Origin of the sequence: Mesobacterium pallidum (assembly GCF_019966535.1) — a bacterium.
In the GTDB taxonomy this organism is placed as follows: domain Bacteria; phylum Pseudomonadota; class Alphaproteobacteria; order Rhodobacterales; family Rhodobacteraceae; genus Mesobacterium; species Mesobacterium pallidum.
Map to the genome: position 1 here is coordinate 23,138 of NZ_JAIMID010000012.1, position 16,294 is coordinate 39,431.

The following is a 16,294-nucleotide window of genomic DNA, read 5'->3' on the forward strand; positions in this document are numbered from 1 at the left end:
CGTTTGATCAGCGGCCCGTCCATTCAGGTTTGCGCTTCGAGATGAAGGCATCAAAGCCTTCGCGCGCGTCTTCGGTCTGCGCCACACGCGGTAAAAGTGTTTCTGCAAACCGCATCTGCTGCGGATAGGTCATATCCTCCATCGCGTGACAGGCGTATTTTCCCAGCCGGATCGCGCTCGGCGACTGCGCGGCGATCTGGGCAACCAGTTCTGCAACCTTGTCGTCCAGCCCCGCGGCATCGGTCACATAGTTGACCAGATTGAACTGCAGGGCTTCCTCGGCCGTCAGAGGAACGCCGGTGATGAACATCTCCATCAGCCTCCGCCGGGGCAGCACGCGCATCATGGGTGGCACGATCGTCATGGGAAACAGACCCACCTTCACTTCCGGCGTTCCGACGCGGGCATGATCCGCCATCACAGCCAGATCGCAGGCACAGATGATGCCCGCTCCCGCCCCCATCGCGACGCCATTGATGCGCGCGATCGTTGGCTTTCGGCACGCCTGTATCGTCTCGAACAACCTTCCGGCAAAATGATCCGGGTCCGCCGGATCCTGAACAAACGGGCCGCCATCCGCCCCCGCCTTGATGTCGCCCCCGGCACAGAAGGCGCGCTCGCCCTCGCCGGTCAGAACGATCACGCGGCAATCGCTGTCCCTCTCGGCAGCACATATGGCGGCCATGATCCCGTCTGCGACCTCACGGTTGAGGGCATTTCGATTATCAGGACGTCGAATCGTGATACGCACTTCTTTGCCGAGCACCTGCGATTGAACAACGCTCTCAGTCATTTCCGAAGTTCCCCCCTGCATTCAGGACGCCGCGCTTTCTTACGTCAGGTCGTCAAAAGCTTGGCTTGATCTATTTTCTAACATGTGTTTGATTTTGGTCAACAACGCAAACAACATTTTTCGGGAGGACGATATGACCGCTCAAAGTGAGGCCATCTCGGCTGATCTGGAAGCCATCAGGGCGAACTATTCTTTGACTGATGAGCAACGGCAGATCGTCGATCACGTGGATCGGGTGTCGCGCGAGGTGCTACACCCACTGCAAGCGCGTATGGATGACGAGGAATGGTGGCCCGATGATCTGTTCAAGCAGATGGGCGAGCTGGGCCTGCTGGGGATTACCGCACCCGAAGAGCTTGGCGGATCGGGACAGAACGAGTTCACCCAGGCGCTGGTGTCCGAGGTGATTTCGAAGTGGAATCCGGCTGTGGGCCTCTCACACGGGGCGCATGACAACCTGTGCCTGAATAACCTGCTGCGCAATGGATCCGAAGAGCATGTGAAGAAATACGTGCCGGGCCTTTGCTCGGGCGAGCTGGTTGGTGCTTTGGGCCTGACCGAACCGGGTGCGGGATCCGATGCGCTCGGATCCATGGCCACAACTGCCCGCCGCGACGGTGATGATTATGTCATCAACGGCTCGAAGATTTACATCACCAACGGCCCCATTGCCGATGTGATCCTGCTTTATGCCAAAACCGACAAGTCGAAGGGCGCCAAGGGCATTTCTGCTTTCATCATCGAGACGGACAATCCCGGTTTCAAGGTGGCGCAAAAGCTTGACAAAATGGGCTTTCGCGGCTCGCCAACCGGAGAACTGGTGTTTGAGGATTGCCGCGTACCCGCATCCGCCATGGTTGGACCGGAAAACACCGGCGTTTCGGTGGTAATGAGCGGGTTGGATCTGGAGCGTGCTATGGTTGCCTCAGTCTGCGTTGGCATGGCCGAACGCGCCCTGGAACTGGGGCTGGAATACGCCAAGATTCGCGAACAGTTCGGCAAGCCGATTGCAAGTTTCCAGATGATGCAGTCGAAACTGGCCGAGATCTACACCGAGGTCGAAACCGCGCGCGCCTTCGGTTATCGCGCGCTGGCCGCCTGTACCGGGTTGCCGAAAGGGGCCGGGGGCCGCGGCGAAATCCACAAACTGACGGCGGCGGCCTGTCTTTACGCCGGCGAGGCATTCAACAAGGCGGTGACCGAAGCCTGCCATATTCATGGTGGCTCTGGCTACATGCAGGACACCGAGATCAACCGGCTGTTCCGCGCCAACAAGCTGCTGGAAATCGGCGCGGGTACAAGCGAAGTCCGCAAGATCATCATTGCCGAAGAACTTTTGCGCGCCTGAGGGGGACGAGACAATGAACAAGCAACTGCGCAACGACACCGCTCTGCCAACACATTTCATGACGGACGAACAGCAGGCCCTGGCCGATCAGGCCGGCAAGTTCTTCATGTCCGAATTCCACCATCTGAACGCGGAAATGGACGATACTGATGACCTGCCGCCTTCGGTTTTCCCCAAGCTGGGCGAGATGGGATATCTCGGCCTGAACGTGCCGCCGGAATTCGGCGGGGCCGGGCTCGACTTTACCTCGGCCTGTATCATCACCGAGGAAATGTCTAGGGCCTCGGCGGCCATCGGACTGACCCATGTGGCCCATGACAATTTGTGCGTCAACAACATCTATCGCAACGCCAATGACGAGTTGCGCCGAAAATACCTGCCGGGCCTGTGCAACGGCACGCTGGTGGGTGCTCTGGGCCTGACCGAACCCGGCGCGGGGTCCGATGCGCTTGGCTCGATGCGGACCACGGCCAAAAAGGATGGCGACGACTACATCCTGAACGGCGCCAAGATCTACATCACCAATGGGCCGATTGCCGATCTGGTGCTGGTCTATGCCAAGACATCGCCCGAAAAAGGGGCCAAGGGCATTTCCGCCTTTATCGTGGAAACCGACACGCCCGGTTTCAAGGTGGCGCAGAAGCTCAACAAGATGGGATTCCGCGGCTCGCCGACGGGCGAACTGGTATTCGAAGATTGCCGTGTTCCGGCCAGAAACATGGTCGGCAAGCTGGATGGCGGGGTTGCCGTTACCATGTCCGGACTTGATCTGGAACGTGCCATCGTCTGTTTCAACGCTCTGGGCATTGCGCAGCGGGCGCTGGATATTTCCATCGATTACGCCAAGACACGCCAGCAATTCGGCAAACCGATCGCCAGTTTCCAGATGGTTCAGGCGATGCTGGCCGACATGTATACGCAGATCGAGGCCGCGCGCAGCCTGTCCTTGCGCACCGCTGCCATGTGTGAAGGCCTCGAAGAGGGCGAAGGCGGGCGCGGCGAAATCCACAAGCTCACCGCTGCGGCGATCTACAAGGCCGCTGAGGCGACATCCTTCGTGCTGGACAAAGCTGTCCAGATTCACGGCGGCTCAGGCTACATGCGTGATACCGAAGTGAACCGGCTGTACCGGACCGGTCGCGTGCTTGAGGTCGGCGCGGGCACCCAGGAGGTTCGCAAACTCATCATCTCCGGCGAATTGCTGAAGAACTAAGGGGGCGGAACATGAGCGAAGCGAAATCAAGGCGTTACGCGTCGGATCTCATGGCGGGCCAGGTTGCCCTGGTCACGGGGTCTGGATCTGGAATGGGCCGGGCGACGGCGATCGAAATGGCCGCTTGCGGAGCCAGGCTTGCGCTGTTCGCGCGCCGGGAAGAGCCGCTGGAAGAGACCGCCGAAATGATCCGCGCGGCGGGGGGCGAGGCCTTCGTCGTGCCCGGAGACACCCGCGACGAAGACAGTATTGAAACTGCGATGGGGCGGATCAAGGACCACTATGGGCAGTTGGATGTCTTGGTGAACAATGCCGGCGGCCAGTATATCGCGGCCGCCCGCGATATCACCAACAAGGGCTTCGAAGCCGTGATCCGCAACAACCTGATCGGATCTTGGCAGATGACCCGGGCAGCGGCGGATCACTTCATGTACGACAATGGTGGATCGGTTGTGTTTGTCACCGCCATCTCTGCGCGCACCGCGCTTACCGGCTTTACACACACCGTCGCCGCCCGCGCCGGTGTGACGGGCATGATGAAAACGCTGGCCGCCGAATGGGGCGAGTACGGCATCCGGCTGAACTGTGTCGCGCCGGGCACGATCAAGACCGATGCGCTTGGCCGCTATCCGATTCCGCCGGAACAGTGGAAAAAGCTGAACCGCTCGGTGCTAAACCGGATGGGGGCGGCCGAGGACATCGCAGGCACGATCATTTTCCTGGCCTCGAAACTTGGCGGTTTCATCACCGGAGAAGACATTTATGTAGACGGCGGTGAGACCTTGCATATGGGTCATGACGCGCGGGACATGATCAACCCCGCGATGTTCGAAAAACGCGAACGGGGAGATGGCAAGAATGAATAAACAGCCCGTCCTTCTGGAGATTTCCGACAGGATCGCCACGGTTACGCTGAACGATCCCGAGCGGCGCAACCCGGTCACCGGAAACGACATGATCGCTGCCCTTCTGAAGACCTTCGCCAAGGTGCAGGCCGATCCTCAGGTCAGCGTGATGATCCTGACCGGCGCCGACCCGGCCTTTTGTGCCGGCGGCGACATCAAGGAAATGAACGATCCCGACAGCGTGTTCCGCAAGGAGCCGCTGGCGGCGGCGCAGAGCTATGTTGATGGGGTGCAGCGGCTGCCGCTTGCGCTCTACAACATGGATATTCCGACCATCGCCGCAGTCAACGGCCCGGCGGTGGGCGCGGGGTGCGACCTGACCATGATGTGCGACATGCGCATCGCGTCGGAAAAAGCAAGGTTCGGCGAGGTGTTTCTGAATCTCGGAATCATTCCGGGCGATGCGGGCAGCTGGTTCCTGTTGCGTCGTCTGGGCCACCAGAAGGCCGCCGATCTGACCTTCTCAGGGCGCATGGTCGAGGCCAAGGAAGCGCTGGAGCTTGGTATGGTGCTTGAACTTGTGCCTCATGAAAAATTGATGGAACGTGCCCGCGAACGGGCCGCTGTCATCGCCGCGAAACCGCCGCGTGCGGTGCGGGTCGCCAAGCGTCTGATGCGCAATGCCGAACGGATGGACCTGCCGGATTTCCTGAATTCCGCGGCGGCCTATCAGGCGCTCATGCATCAGACCGAAGACCACCACGAGGCGGTTGCTGCGTTCGTCGAAAAACGAAAACCCAATTTCACGGGGCGTTAAAGGAAAGATCGCATGTCAGACATCACCCAAAAGAAGATGGAGCAAATCGCGCAGATGTGGAATGCGCGCGGCAAGGGTCTGATAACGCATATGGCGCTTGAGATCGAAGAGGTCTCGACGGAAGGTGTTCGGGTTCGGATGCCGTTCAATCCGGACTTTTGCGTCGATGCGGAACAATCGCTGCTCCACGGTGGTATCCTGACGGCACTTCTGGACAGTGTCTTTGGACTGGCGAACTTTGTTGCCATCGAAGGCGTCAGTACCATGGCCACTCTTGACCTCAGAGTTGATTACCTGCGCCCGGCCCGTTCACGCGCGGATGTCATCGTTCAAGCGCATTGTTTTCGCAAGACCCGCCACATCGCCTTCAATTCCGGCAGCGTCTGGTTCGCGGGCCATGAGGATGCTGAAATAGCCAGGGGAACCGCCTCGTTTGCATTGACGCGCGGCGAAACCAGCCTGTTTGACGCAATGACAAAAGGAAAAACTTCGTGATGGACGTGCAAACTGTCAATGCCAATGTATCCCGGGTGCCGTTCTTCCGATTTCTCAACTTTGAGGTCAGAAGTCTAGACAGTCTCCATGCTGAGGCGGAAATGACCTTTGATGACCGCCATGTCGGTAACCCGATCATGGAGTACTACCATGGCGGCATAATCGCGAGTTTTATGGAGGCCACTGCCGCCATCGCGGTACAGCCCGATTTCGCCGACGTTCCGGCCAAGCCGATCAACCTGACCGTCGATTACCTCAGACCCGGTGTGAAGGGACCGCTTTTTGCGCGCGCTAACGTCACGCGCAAAGGCAAACGGATGGCAAGCGTCAGCGTGCTCAGCTGGCAGACGGATCGGGAAAAGGCGGTTGCCGAAGGGCTGTATCACTTCCTTCTGGTCTGACCGGGGCAACCGCTTTCAGGGCTACCTTGTCCTGTGGACGGGGTCGCTTCCCGGTTACAAATGCCTTCCAATAACAGATTGATGAGCATGCTGGAGAATTCAGGCAGTGATAGATATCCTTCCACTCCTGCCTTGTTCGGGTCGAACCATTCCACCGTCCAGTTTAAGGCACCCAACATCACCTGGCGCAAGGGGACGATCTTGATATCCGACCGTATGGCACCGTCGTCCTGAGCTTCACGGAGTATCCGATCCCAGAGTTTTCCATACTCACGGCGAATACCCCTGTGCCTCTCCCTGAAATGATTGGGGAGCATTCCATAGCTTCTGATATTCGCCGAGGTGAATTCGCTTGCCTTGAAGAGGAAATCCAGGTGCGCCCAGATTGCAGTCGCTATCCTGGCGTAATGATCGTACGGGGCATCGAATTTCCGAACGGCGGCTTCGACACCTGCTAGCAAGTCCCTCAGTCCGGCGTTTAGAACTTCGTCAACGATCGCTTCCTTGGAGTTGAAATGGTAATAGACGCTTCCCGCTTTCATGTCCGCTTCTTCCGCGATCTTTCTCAGCGTGGTCGCCTTGTAGCCATTGTCCCTCAGAACGCGCGCTGCGGCCTTTAGAATTTCTGCACGGGTCTTAGCCGCCTTGCCGTCGGGATCCGGGATCTTGGCGGGAGTGGCGGGGCACAGCTTCAAGCCTTCGGTACCCGCCTTGCGATGTGGACACATTCCGTCAAGTATCAGCTTACTCATTCGTACCGCGAGGATGCGCACCGGATACTTGTCGACATCGTACCATTCTACGGTCCAGTTCATGGCACTCAGGATGAACTGGCGGATCACAGCAGTGGATATGTCGCTTCGAAGGTGGCCGGCGCGTTTGGCGTCATTCAGGAATTTGCCCCAGGCCCCTGCATATGATGCACGCAATTCGCGATGCGGGGCGCGTGTTTCGTCCGACAACATCGGATAGTTCCGAATATTGGCTGACGTGAAGTCGCTGTCGGTCAAGAGATAGTTCAGATGTGTTTCAATCAGCAATTCGAAGGTCTTGCGAAAACCCTCCGAACTTGTCGGTGCCGACCGAACGATTTCACTGACCGCCTGATATAGTTGACGGACGCCAAGATCGAGAACTTCGCTCAGAATCTGGTCTTTGGATTGAAAATGATAATAAATGCTGCCGGCCTCAATGCCAGCTTCCTGCGCGATGTCGCGCATAGTCGTTGCGTGATAGCCTTCATACCGAAAAAGTCGCGCAGCCGCCGAAAGGATACCCTCACGTGTCCTCTCAGACTTGCTCAAGTCTTCGCTCAGTGTCCTGGGTGGGTCAGTCTTGTGTACCATTCCATTTCGATACTTGCGGGACACGAGACTGTCCATTGCATTAAATCTAACAAATGTTAGAATAACGCAAGGAACGTTCCGAATCAAGTTCTTTGCCAAGATGATAGCGGAAGAGGAGGACCTCCATATGCGAGGGTTGAGTGGAAAACGCGTGATCGTGACCGGCGGCGGCAGCGGCATCGGGCGCGCGGTGTGCGAACGGTTCGGCGAAGAAGGTGCCGAGATTGCGATCTTTGACATGAGCGAAGACGGGGCGAAGGAAACGGTTCGCCTGATCACCGAGGCCGGCGGCAAGGCGCAGGCCTTCAAGGTGGACATCACCGACCGTGCCCAGGTCGACAAGGCTGTAGCCGAGTTCGAGGCCGGGGGTCCGGTCGATGTGCTGGTGAACAATGCCGGCTGGGACGTGATCAAACCGTTCCTCGACACCGATCCCGACCTTTGGAAAAAGGTCATCGACATAAATCTTTACGGTCCGCTGAATATGCATCACGCGGTGCTTCCGGGCATGGTCAAGAACGGCGGCGGCCGTGTGGTCAACATCGCGTCCGACGCCGGACGCGTCGGATCATCCGGCGAAGCCGTGTATTCGGCCTGCAAGGGTGGCATCATCTCGTTCACCAAAACCGTAGCGCGCGAACTGGCGCGTAAAGGTATTCAATTGAATGCGGTCGCCCCCGGCCCGACCGATACGCCGCTGTTCGCTCAGGTTGCCGAGGGCGAGGCCGGTCAAAAGATCGCCGAAGGTCTCAAGCGGGCGATTCCGATGAAGCGTCTTGCGCAGCCGACGGATTACCCTGGCATCATCTGCTTCCTGTCGTCGGACGACGCAGGGTTCATTACCGGCCAGGTGATTTCGGTTTCGGGCGGCCTGTCCATGCACGGTTAAAACGCTGGCAGCAGCGCCGGACTCAAGGCGCTGCTGCCATACCGTGCCAAGAGTTACCTCCCCGACTGGCCGCGCCTTATGTGCGGCCCTTTTTCATTCTAGAAAGGTTGCGAATGTTTCAGCCAGGCTCTGACATCCAGCGGACAAGCACGCTGACCTCATTTCTGAAGGGCTGCGGCATTGACAGTTACGAGGAACTCGTCCGCCGTTCGAATGAAGACCCAGACTGGTTCTGGGGCCAGATCATTGACCATGCCGGGATACGGTTCGCGCGGCCCTACAGCCGGTTGCGAGATATCTCCGAAGGGCCCGAATCGATCCGGTGGGCCGTCGGGAGTACTTTGAATCTGACGGAAACCTGTCTTGACGCCCGAATTGCCGATGGCTTGGGCGACAAGGTCGCAATCGACTGGGTCGGCGAAGACGGAAGCCGCCGCCGCTGGACCTATTCCGACCTTACCGCCGAAGCCTCCCGCGTCGCCTCGGCCCTTGCCACGCGCGGTGTAAGGCCCGGTCAGGCGGTGGGCATCTATATGCCGATGATCCCCGAAATCGAGGCCGCGCTTCTGGGTATTGCCCGGCTGGGCGCGGTTGCGGTGCCGCTGTTTTCCGGTTTTGCGCCCCATGCCATCGTATCGCGCCTGAACGACGCGGATGCCGTGGCGGTGTTGACGGCGGATGCCACACCCCGGCGAGGCAAGCCGGTCTGGATGGAAGCGACCCTTGCCCAGGCTTTGACCGACGTACCATCGGTTCATACCGTGATCAGCCTGCGACGGTTCGGCGATGCGGTGGCCGATCCGGCCCGCGATCTGGACTGGACCGAAACAGTGGGCCGCGCCAGTCCGGAGTTTGCCGCCGTTCCCGTCAGTGCCGATGACACCTTTCTCATCGCCTATACATCGGGCACCACCGGGCGGCCCAAGGGTGTCGTGCATACCCATTTGGGCGTGCAGGCCAAGGCCACGGCCGATTTCCTGCTTTGCCTCGACATGAAACGGGATGACCGGCACCTCTGGATGACCGACATGGGGTGGGTCATGGGACCGCTCACCCTTTTATCGGTGCTCTTGTCCGGTTCGACTCTGGTGCTGGCCGAGGGCGCACCATCAATGCCCGGCGATCCCTTCAGGCTGCTGCGTCTTGCGTCCGAGATGGAGGTCACGCATCTCGGCGTGGCCCCGACCCTGGTACGGCAGTTCATGACGCAGGATACTGAATCTTTGTCGGGCTACGACTTGTCGTCCCTGCGCATCGTCGCCTCGACCGGCGAGCCCTGGACCGAGGATGCCTGGCTCTGGCAGCTCGATCATATCTGTCGCCGCCGCGCCGTGCCGCTGAACATCTCGGGCGGGACCGAGCTTTTTGGCGCGATCCTGACCTCGACCGTGCTGCACGAGCTCAAGCCCGGCGGATTTTCGGCCCAGGCCCTGGGTGTCGGGGCCAAGGTTCTGCGCCAGGACGGCAGCGAAGCCGCACCGGGCGAGGTCGGCGAACTGGTCGTGACCCAGCCGCCTCTGGGTCTGACCCCGGCCATCAGGGGGGACCGCGATCGCTACCTTGACACCTACTGGTCCACCTTCCCCGGCCTCTGGCGGCACGGCGACTGGGTGCGCTGCGATCCGGACGGGACATGGTATATCCTGGGCCGGTCGGACGACACGCTGAACATCGCCGGCAAACGCATCGGCCCGCCCGAGATCGAGGCGGCCCTGACCGAAACCGGAGAGGTGGTGGACGCCGCGGCCATCGCGGCACCTGATGACATCAAGGGCGTGGCTGTCGTCTGCGTCTGCGTGGCGGCACCAAATGTGTCGCCGGACGCGGAGCTCGTGAACCGGCTCAAGGATCGTGTCGGGGAGATCGTCTCGAAACCCTTCCGCCCGCGCGAGATCCACTTTGTCGAAGCGCTGCCCAAGACCCGCAGCATGAAAACCATGCGCCGTGTCGTGCGCGCCGCCTTTCTCGGTGAAGATCCAGGCGATCTGTCGTCGATCAGCAACCCGGAAACCATTCAGCCCATCGCAGACCTGCAAAAGGAAAAGTCATGATCACTGTTTTCGGAGCCACGGGCACGACTGGTGCGCCCCTCGTCGACACGCTTCTGGCAAAAGGCGCGACCGTGCGCGCTGTCACCAGCGACCTCTCAAAGTTAGACGCGCTAAAGGCCAAAGGATGCGAGGCGGTCGTCGCGGATTTCACGGACCCTGCCGCGCTGGCGCGGGCCTGTGACGGGGCAGAAAAGATATACCTGGTCACGCCTGCCCATCTGAACATGCGCCAGTGGAAGGCGAACGTGATCGAGGCGGCCAAGGCCGCGGGCGTGCGCCATATCGTTGTGGCCACGGGGCTTGGCGCGTCGCCCAAGGCGGGGCTGACCTTTGGAAAGTGGCATTCCGAAACCCAGGAGCTGCTGAAGCAAAGCGGCCTTGACTGGACCTTTGTCCAGCCGACCTATTTCATGCAGAACCTGCTGTGGCAGGCCGGTAACATTGCAAAGGACGCCGTGTACTATGACGATCTGGGCGGCCCCGTGGCCTGGATCGACGCCCGCGACATCGCGGATGTCGCCGCCGAGGCGCTGACCGCTCCGGGTTACGAAGGCAAGGCTCTTGGTCTGACCGGGCCCGAAGCTCTTACCGGAGAAGATATCGCCGCCCTCCTGTCCAGGGTGACCGGGCGCACTGTCACCTGCGCACCCCTGTCGGCCGAAAATGCCAAGGCGGGCATGGTGGCTGGCGGAATGCAGGACGAGGTCGCCAGAGCCATGGTCGAATTGGCTTCCATCGCGCCCAAGGGCTACCTTGCCGGCATCGAGACCACGGTCAGCGATGTGATGGGACGCCCGGCGCGCCGATTTGCCGATTTCGTCGCCGAGAACCGGGATGCTTTCGTCAAGTAACCTGATGGCGGCGCCGCTTTATCTCGAACTGGCGCCGCCTGAGGAAGCGGCCAAACAGATCGACCATTTGTTCGTGTTCCGCGATACCGGTGTGCTGAGCGGTGGTGGACGCGGGCGGTTCGCAACCGACCTCTTTACCCTTTCGGTAACGCGCGACGACAGCGGCGGCGGGCGCGTATCGCTGGCAGAACCGCGCCCCTATTTTTCGCCCCGCCCAAGGCCATTCCAGGGTGTCGTGGCCGGGCTGCGACTGTCGTCACGACCGCAGCGATTTCCCGACTCCAAAGGGCTGGACATGCTGGCCTCAGAACTGGCCCGGATTCAGACCGGGGACGATGACCTGCCTGCGCTCATCGCGGTGCTTGACGGCCTTGCGAGAGACCTGAGCTTTGCCGCACCAACCGGAGCTTACAGCGACCGGACCAAACGTCGAAAGGTGCGGGCGGAAACCGGCGTGTCGCGGCGGCGGCTTGCGACCTTGCGACGCTTTCGCCGGGCTCTCGGGCAGCTTGCGTCAAAGACCCTGCCGCTGAGCGATCTGGCGCTGGACGCCGGATATTACGATCAATCTCACTTGTCCGCCGCTTGCCGGATCTTCGCCGGCAAACCGCCCGGCGCGTTGCGCGCTCTGTCTATTCCGCGTCGTTTTGACCTTTCGCTACAAGATACGCGCCTCAAAGACCGCCTAAGATTGGTCATTGACGAATGAAATCGAAGAGGAAGACCCGCCATGACACAATTCAAACCGAAAAACCCCGACTATGACGCACGCGTGCGCAACAGTTTCGATCGCCAGAAGGTGATGAACACGTTGGGGATCAGCATTGCCGAGTTGTTACCCGGCCGCATCGTTCTGGAAATGGCACATCAGGTTGCACTGACCCAGCAGCATGGGTTTTTGCATGCCGGAATCGTGTCGACAGCGCTGGACAGCGCCTGCGGATACGCGGCCTTTTCGCTGATGCCAGCGGACGCGGCAGTGTTGACGGCCGAATTCAAGATCAACCTACTCAACCCGGCGGACGGCGAACGGTTTCGCTTCGTCGCTGACGTGGTGAAACCAGGCAGGACGCTGACCATATGCGAGGCGCGTGCCTATGCCGTGAAGGGCCAGGATGAAAAGCTCGTCGCAACGATGACCGGAACGCTCATGGCGCTGATCGGGCGGGCGGGGGTCGCGGACTGAGCGCAACCCGGCCGCAGCACATCCGATCCGGGCGGTCGGGCCGATTATTCAGACAGCTGGATCAGCTGTTCCAGCGGCTCGCGACCTCGGCCAACCGTTTCCCGTAGGCGCGCGCGGTATCCAGATCGCCGCCAGCAGGTTCAGACCTGTCAAGCGGTAATGTTAGCTTTTAGCAGTGCGGTCGCCGATTGTCCGTCGTCAGGGTTTTTCGGAGAGCTGAGACTGTATCGTAACGGAGGATCTGGTTCGGTTTCTGTTCAAGTTTATGCGGCAGCGGCCTGATGCTGCAACCGTAATTGGAACGGATGGACGCCCACGGTGCCGATGGGCTGCCGTCACGCCGGAGTTTCCAGTCAGGGCTGAGCTGGCGCACCATTCTGGCCAAGCGCGAGAACTTTCGTGCTGCCTTCGCCGGGTTCGACTTTCGGGGAGTTGCGAACTTTGACGACAACGACATTGAGCGCCTACTTGCCGATGAAGGAATTGTTCGCTATCGAGGCAAGATCGAAGCCGTGATCAACAACGCTCGCCGTACTTTCGAGGTCGTCCAAGAGGAAGGCTCCTTCGCCGCATTCATCGATCACGTCCCAATTGGTGGTGTAGCTCAAGGCTGGCCAGCTGGTTTTCGGCGCGCCGAGCTGGTCAGTCCGTCTGCGCGGCAGGCAGGCTGACGATGGGATCATCGCAGACGGGCCCAAGGTTTCCAGTGTCATGTAGCGAGAGCGCTGGACGGCCCATTCCTCAGTCTGCTCCATCAGGATCGCGCCGACGAGACGCCGGATCGAGGCTTCATTGGGAAAGATCCCGACGACATCGGTGCGCCGCTTGATCTCGCCGTTCAGACGTTCGATCGGATTGGTCGAGTGTAACTTCGCCCGGTGTTGCTGGGGGAAGGTCATGTAGGCCAGCACGTCCTCCTCGGCGCCATCCATGAGGGTCGCGAGCTTGGGCAGCTTGCCCCGCATCTGGTCGGCGACGTTTCGCCATTGGGTCTTGGCCGCCGCATGGTCCGGCTGGGCGAAGGCGGTGGCGATGAAGGCTGATATGACGCGACGGCTGCTCTTGCCGGCATGGGCGAGCGCATTTCGCTGGAAATGCACGCGGCAGCGCTGCCAGGTGGTGGACAGGACACGCGCCGTGGCAGCCTTGATCCCCTCGTGTGCGTCGCTGATCACCAGCTTCACCCCGTTCAGTCCGCGGCGCACCAGGTCGCGCAGGAAATCGGTCCAGAACGTCTCGGCCTCGGACGGCCCGATGGACATGCCCAGCACCTCGCGGCGCCCGTCCGTGTTGACGCCGACGGCAATGGTCACGGCGACGGAGACGATACGACCGCCCTGTCGGACCTTGAGATAGGTGGCGTCGATCCAGAGGTAGGGCCATTCGCCCTCGATCGGGCGGGTGAGAAAAGTATCGACGCGTTCGTCGATTTCCTCGCACAGGCGGCTGACCTGGCTCTTCGAGATGCCGGTCCCGCCCATCGCCTGGACCAGATCGTCCATGGATCGGGTCGAGACGCCGTGGACATAGGCCTCCTGAATGACCGCCGTCAGGGCCTTCTCGGTGGCCCGGCGCGGCTCGAGAAAGGACGGGAAATAGCTGCCGCTGCGCAGCTTTGGGATGCGCAACTCCACGTTCCCGGCCCGCGTCTGCCAGTCCCGATCTCGGTAACCGTTCCGCTGCACAAGCCGTGCCGGATTCTTCTCGCCATAGTCGGCGCCTGTCTTCGCGCCAACCTCGAGTTCCATCAGCCGCTCGGCGGCAAAACCGATCATATCTCGAAGAAGATCGGCGTCTGCGCTCTTCTCCACAAGCTCTCGCAGGTCCATCATGGGTTTGGTCATCGGGGTCTTCCTTCGGTTCAGGTTGGTTCAGCAACCCGACCCTACCGAAAATTTTCCGATGACCACCGCGCCCTTGATGCCGTCCTACAGCGCCTCATGCGGAACGCGGACGCCATCAAGGGCGCGACCCAGAGTTACACCTCTCCAAGGGACGTGACCCATTCATCTGGCTATATGAACCTGCCAAGGACGACGCACTGCCACAAATGCGGTCCAAATCACCAGCGTCCGAGACCCTTTCCAAAGACCTACGAAAGCTTGGCTTCAAATTCGTGGGACCGACCACCGTATATGCATTCATGCAGGCCATGGGATTTATCAACGATCACGCAGAAGTCTGTTGGATGCGAAAGGACGTCGAAACAGCCCGAAACACCCTTCGCACACCGACATAGGCAACTGTCGGCCAATTAACGTGAAAAAAAATTCAGGGCCACTTAGCGTGGAAAGTCACAGACAGGTTTCGCGTCAGTCGACCGAGACTTCAGAGCCTTGAGAGTAGCGTGGCCAATTGAGCGGCGTCTTTGGGTTTCAGCTTTGCGCCGATCCTTTCCGACAGAACCCGTTCATAGATCGGCCACATCGCCCTCCTGACAGATTTACCCTTTTCAGAGATAGAAATGTTTTGACCTCGCCCATCTTCCAAGCAGTCCTGTCGGTCCACCAGCCCTGCTTTCACCATACGGTTCAGCAACCGCGATGTACCGTATTGGGGTAACAAAATCCGGTCTTTGAGTTCGAATGGCCGGAGTCCGTCTGGGCCTGCCTTCTCGAGTTCCAGAAGCGCGTCATACCATGCAAGTGGCGGGTATCCTGCCGATTTCAGAGACGTTTCGACAGCCTCAAGCAAAACGCGGCTTTTAGTCATGAGGGCTGTCCAGGCGGCCTCAGTAGCATGGTCAATCTCGTTCATACCCAGCACCTATCATGTACATGTAAGTGCATCAACCTTGACGCGGCATATGACGCGGCATATATAGATGCCAATGCATCGACATATGGGATCATATCATGTCACAATCGCACCTCACAGAATTTGGGATATTCCTGCTCCGTATAGCACTCGGGATCATGTTCCTGGCGCACAGCCTGTTTCTCAAGCTCTTCATTTTCACACTTCCCGGAACGGCGCAGTTCTTCATTTCGATCGGGCTGCCCGGCTGGTTTGCTTATATGGTCTTTGCAGTCGAGGCGATTGCCGGTGCCCTTTTGGTCCTCGGCGTACAGGCTCGGTGGGTCGCATCGGCGACCGTGCCCATCCTGGCCGGTGCGACCTGGGCTCACTCCGGAAACGGCTGGATGTTCGGATACGAGAACGGCGGGTGGGAATACCCGGCCTATCTGACGCTGCTTGCCATCGTGCAAGGGCTTCTGGGCGACGGCCGTTTCGCCCTCAGCCCTTCCTTCGCGCCCGGTAACGTGCAGATGGCGGGAGAGACAACATGAGCCTCCACCTCATTAGCCATGCGCTCTGCCCATATGTGCAGCGCGCGGCGATCTCGCTCACTGAGAAAGGTGTCACGTTCGAGAGAACTGACATCGATCTTTCGAACAAGCCCGACTGGTTTCTTGCCATATCTCCGCTGGGCAAGACGCCTGTCCTGGTTGTGGACGGGACGCCGATTTTCGAATCTGCGGTTATCCTCGAATATCTTGAGGATACACAACCCCACGCGCTCCATCCGCACGACGCTCTCGATCGCGCCCGCCACCGTGCCTGGATTGAATTTGGATCTGCTGTCTTGAACGACATTGCGGGGTTCTACTCGGCGCCGAACGAGAAAGCGTTGGAAGAAAAAGTGGCGGCGCTCCGCTCAAAGTTCCTTCGGCTGGACGCGGAGCTTGGGGAGGGACCATGGTTCGATGGCCACCGGTTCAGCCTCGTCGATGTCGTATTCGGCCCGGTCTTCCGCTATTTCGACGTTTTTGACACCATCGGAGAGTTTGGCGTCTTCACAGGGCTTGCCCGTGTAAGGGCCTGGCGACATGAACTGGAGCGTCGGGTTTCTGTGAAGAATGCCGTCAGTGAAGATTACCCGACCCTTCTGCGTGACTTCATCAGACGGCGCAATTCTTACCTGTCCCAGATCATGCAGACAGGAGGGCCGAAGAAGACAGTTACACAGGTGCGATCGGCTGACCGCTGATCACTTGATATCGTTTTGTCGGGCCGCAGTACAGAACCGGACGTTTGAGGTCGCTTGGCGAATGTCCG

The 16,294-nt window shown here is 59.8% G+C and carries 17 protein-coding genes and 2 pseudogenes; 15 read left to right on the plus strand and 4 right to left on the minus strand.

Features of this window, described 5'->3' with window-relative positions:
- Positions 1-7 precede the first annotated feature (7 nt).
- Complete coding sequence (locus tag MF270_RS17110; RefSeq protein WP_027264422.1) at positions 8-793, minus strand: enoyl-CoA hydratase-related protein; 786 nt, start codon at positions 791-793, stop codon at positions 8-10.
- Between the two features lie 133 nt (positions 794-926).
- Between MF270_RS17110 and MF270_RS17115 the strand changes: the two genes are divergently transcribed.
- The 6 genes from MF270_RS17115 to MF270_RS17140 are packed head-to-tail and all read left to right on the plus strand — an operon-like array spanning position 927 to position 5,912.
- Positions 927-2,141, plus strand: coding sequence for an acyl-CoA dehydrogenase family protein (locus MF270_RS17115; RefSeq protein ID WP_238367118.1), 1,215 nt, complete (start codon positions 927-929; stop codon positions 2,139-2,141).
- A 58-nt stretch (positions 2,142-2,199) separates the two neighbouring features.
- On the plus strand, positions 2,200-3,354 hold the full coding sequence (locus MF270_RS17120; protein WP_272490804.1) for an acyl-CoA dehydrogenase family protein: 1,155 nt from the start codon (positions 2,200-2,202) through the stop codon (positions 3,352-3,354).
- An 11-nt stretch (positions 3,355-3,365) separates the two neighbouring features.
- Positions 3,366-4,220 carry an SDR family NAD(P)-dependent oxidoreductase gene (locus MF270_RS17125; protein ID WP_027264419.1) on the plus strand — a complete coding sequence of 285 codons (855 nt, stop codon included), beginning with the start codon at positions 3,366-3,368 and terminating at the stop codon, positions 4,218-4,220.
- Positions 4,213-5,016 (plus strand): enoyl-CoA hydratase-related protein, encoded by an 804-nt coding sequence (locus MF270_RS17130; protein WP_027264418.1) that lies wholly within the window; start codon positions 4,213-4,215, stop codon positions 5,014-5,016. Before MF270_RS17125 ends, MF270_RS17130 begins: the two co-directional genes overlap by 8 nt.
- 12 nt (positions 5,017-5,028) lie before the next feature.
- Positions 5,029-5,511 carry a PaaI family thioesterase gene (locus tag MF270_RS17135; protein ID WP_027264417.1) on the plus strand — a complete coding sequence of 161 codons (483 nt, stop codon included), beginning with the start codon at positions 5,029-5,031 and terminating at the stop codon, positions 5,509-5,511.
- Complete coding sequence (locus tag MF270_RS17140) at positions 5,511-5,912, plus strand: PaaI family thioesterase (RefSeq protein WP_027264416.1); 402 nt, start codon at positions 5,511-5,513, stop codon at positions 5,910-5,912. The genes MF270_RS17135 and MF270_RS17140 overlap by 1 nt, the downstream gene beginning before the upstream one ends.
- Here the strand turns inward: MF270_RS17140 and MF270_RS17145 are convergent.
- Positions 5,894-7,294 (minus strand): TetR/AcrR family transcriptional regulator, encoded by a 1,401-nt coding sequence (locus MF270_RS17145; RefSeq protein WP_272490802.1) that lies wholly within the window; start codon positions 7,292-7,294, stop codon positions 5,894-5,896. The genes MF270_RS17140 and MF270_RS17145 overlap by 19 nt on opposite strands.
- Positions 7,295-7,358: 64 nt before the next feature.
- Between MF270_RS17145 and MF270_RS17150 the strand changes: the two genes are divergently transcribed.
- From MF270_RS17150 to MF270_RS17175, 6 genes and pseudogenes are all read left to right on the plus strand, one after another.
- Positions 7,359-8,147 (plus strand): glucose 1-dehydrogenase, encoded by a 789-nt coding sequence (locus MF270_RS17150; RefSeq protein WP_235889206.1) that lies wholly within the window; start codon positions 7,359-7,361, stop codon positions 8,145-8,147.
- A gap of 113 nt (positions 8,148-8,260) precedes the next feature.
- Complete coding sequence (locus tag MF270_RS17155; protein ID WP_027264414.1) at positions 8,261-10,198, plus strand: AMP-binding protein; 1,938 nt, start codon at positions 8,261-8,263, stop codon at positions 10,196-10,198.
- Positions 10,195-11,049 (plus strand): SDR family oxidoreductase, encoded by an 855-nt coding sequence (locus MF270_RS17160; protein WP_027264413.1) that lies wholly within the window; start codon positions 10,195-10,197, stop codon positions 11,047-11,049. The genes MF270_RS17155 and MF270_RS17160 overlap by 4 nt, the downstream gene beginning before the upstream one ends.
- 4 nt (positions 11,050-11,053) lie before the next feature.
- Entirely contained in the window at positions 11,054-11,758 is a 705-nt protein-coding gene (locus MF270_RS17165; RefSeq protein ID WP_223228098.1) for a helix-turn-helix domain-containing protein, read from the plus strand.
- A 21-nt stretch (positions 11,759-11,779) separates the two neighbouring features.
- Positions 11,780-12,235 carry a PaaI family thioesterase gene (locus MF270_RS17170; protein ID WP_027264411.1) on the plus strand — a complete coding sequence of 152 codons (456 nt, stop codon included), beginning with the start codon at positions 11,780-11,782 and terminating at the stop codon, positions 12,233-12,235.
- Positions 12,236-12,540: 305 nt separating this feature from the next.
- A pseudogene (locus tag MF270_RS17175) lies at positions 12,541-12,810 on the plus strand (DNA-3-methyladenine glycosylase I); the annotation flags it as partial.
- Between the two features lie 67 nt (positions 12,811-12,877).
- On the opposite strand, the pseudogene MF270_RS17180 reads toward MF270_RS17175, so the two are convergent.
- Positions 12,878-14,079: pseudogene (locus tag MF270_RS17180) on the minus strand (IS256 family transposase).
- 197 nt (positions 14,080-14,276) lie between these two features.
- On the opposite strand from MF270_RS17180, the gene MF270_RS17185 reads away from it, so the two are divergent.
- A complete protein-coding gene (locus MF270_RS17185; protein WP_258095275.1) occupies positions 14,277-14,474 on the plus strand; it encodes a DNA-3-methyladenine glycosylase I in 198 nt (65 codons plus the stop codon).
- Positions 14,475-14,563: 89 nt separating this feature from the next.
- Here MF270_RS17185 and MF270_RS17190 read toward each other — a convergent pair whose 3' ends face one another.
- The gene (locus MF270_RS17190) at positions 14,564-14,992 is read right to left on the minus strand and encodes a MarR family winged helix-turn-helix transcriptional regulator (RefSeq protein WP_036051603.1); all 429 of its coding nucleotides are present in this window, start codon (positions 14,990-14,992) and stop codon (positions 14,564-14,566) included.
- A gap of 98 nt (positions 14,993-15,090) precedes the next feature.
- Here MF270_RS17190 and MF270_RS17195 point away from each other — a divergent pair, with 98 nt between their 5' ends.
- Positions 15,091-15,525 carry a DoxX family protein gene (locus MF270_RS17195; protein WP_036051600.1) on the plus strand — a complete coding sequence of 145 codons (435 nt, stop codon included), beginning with the start codon at positions 15,091-15,093 and terminating at the stop codon, positions 15,523-15,525.
- On the plus strand, positions 15,522-16,226 hold the full coding sequence (locus tag MF270_RS17200; RefSeq protein ID WP_027264407.1) for a glutathione S-transferase family protein: 705 nt from the start codon (positions 15,522-15,524) through the stop codon (positions 16,224-16,226). The genes MF270_RS17195 and MF270_RS17200 overlap by 4 nt, the downstream gene beginning before the upstream one ends.
- The last annotated feature ends 68 nt before the right edge of the window (positions 16,227-16,294 follow it).

Bases quoted from the DNA above. Each gene is read 5' to 3' on its own strand.
- MF270_RS17150 (WP_235889206.1), top strand. From the start codon at position 7,359: ATGATAGCGGAAGAGGAGGACCTCCATATGCGAGGGTTGAGTGGAAAA.
- MF270_RS17165 (WP_223228098.1), top strand. From the start codon at position 11,054: ATGGCGGCGCCGCTTTATCTCGAACTGGCGCCGCCTGAGGAAGCGGCC.
- MF270_RS17200 (WP_027264407.1), top strand. From the start codon at position 15,522: ATGAGCCTCCACCTCATTAGCCATGCGCTCTGCCCATATGTGCAGCGC.
- MF270_RS17130 (WP_027264418.1), top strand. From the start codon at position 4,213: ATGAATAAACAGCCCGTCCTTCTGGAGATTTCCGACAGGATCGCCACG.
- MF270_RS17155 (WP_027264414.1), top strand. From the start codon at position 8,261: ATGTTTCAGCCAGGCTCTGACATCCAGCGGACAAGCACGCTGACCTCA.
- MF270_RS17125 (WP_027264419.1), top strand. From the start codon at position 3,366: ATGAGCGAAGCGAAATCAAGGCGTTACGCGTCGGATCTCATGGCGGGC.
- MF270_RS17120 (WP_272490804.1), top strand. From the start codon at position 2,200: ATGACGGACGAACAGCAGGCCCTGGCCGATCAGGCCGGCAAGTTCTTC.
- MF270_RS17170 (WP_027264411.1), top strand. From the start codon at position 11,780: ATGACACAATTCAAACCGAAAAACCCCGACTATGACGCACGCGTGCGC.
- MF270_RS17135 (WP_027264417.1), top strand. From the start codon at position 5,029: ATGTCAGACATCACCCAAAAGAAGATGGAGCAAATCGCGCAGATGTGG.
- MF270_RS17160 (WP_027264413.1), top strand. From the start codon at position 10,195: ATGATCACTGTTTTCGGAGCCACGGGCACGACTGGTGCGCCCCTCGTC.
- MF270_RS17190 (WP_036051603.1), bottom strand. From the start codon at position 14,992: ATGAACGAGATTGACCATGCTACTGAGGCCGCCTGGACAGCCCTCATG.
- MF270_RS17140 (WP_027264416.1), top strand. From the start codon at position 5,511: ATGGACGTGCAAACTGTCAATGCCAATGTATCCCGGGTGCCGTTCTTC.
- MF270_RS17115 (WP_238367118.1), top strand. From the start codon at position 927: ATGACCGCTCAAAGTGAGGCCATCTCGGCTGATCTGGAAGCCATCAGG.
- MF270_RS17110 (WP_027264422.1), bottom strand. From the start codon at position 793: ATGACTGAGAGCGTTGTTCAATCGCAGGTGCTCGGCAAAGAAGTGCGT.
- MF270_RS17195 (WP_036051600.1), top strand. From the start codon at position 15,091: ATGTCACAATCGCACCTCACAGAATTTGGGATATTCCTGCTCCGTATA.
- MF270_RS17145 (WP_272490802.1), bottom strand. From the start codon at position 7,294: ATGGACAGTCTCGTGTCCCGCAAGTATCGAAATGGAATGGTACACAAG.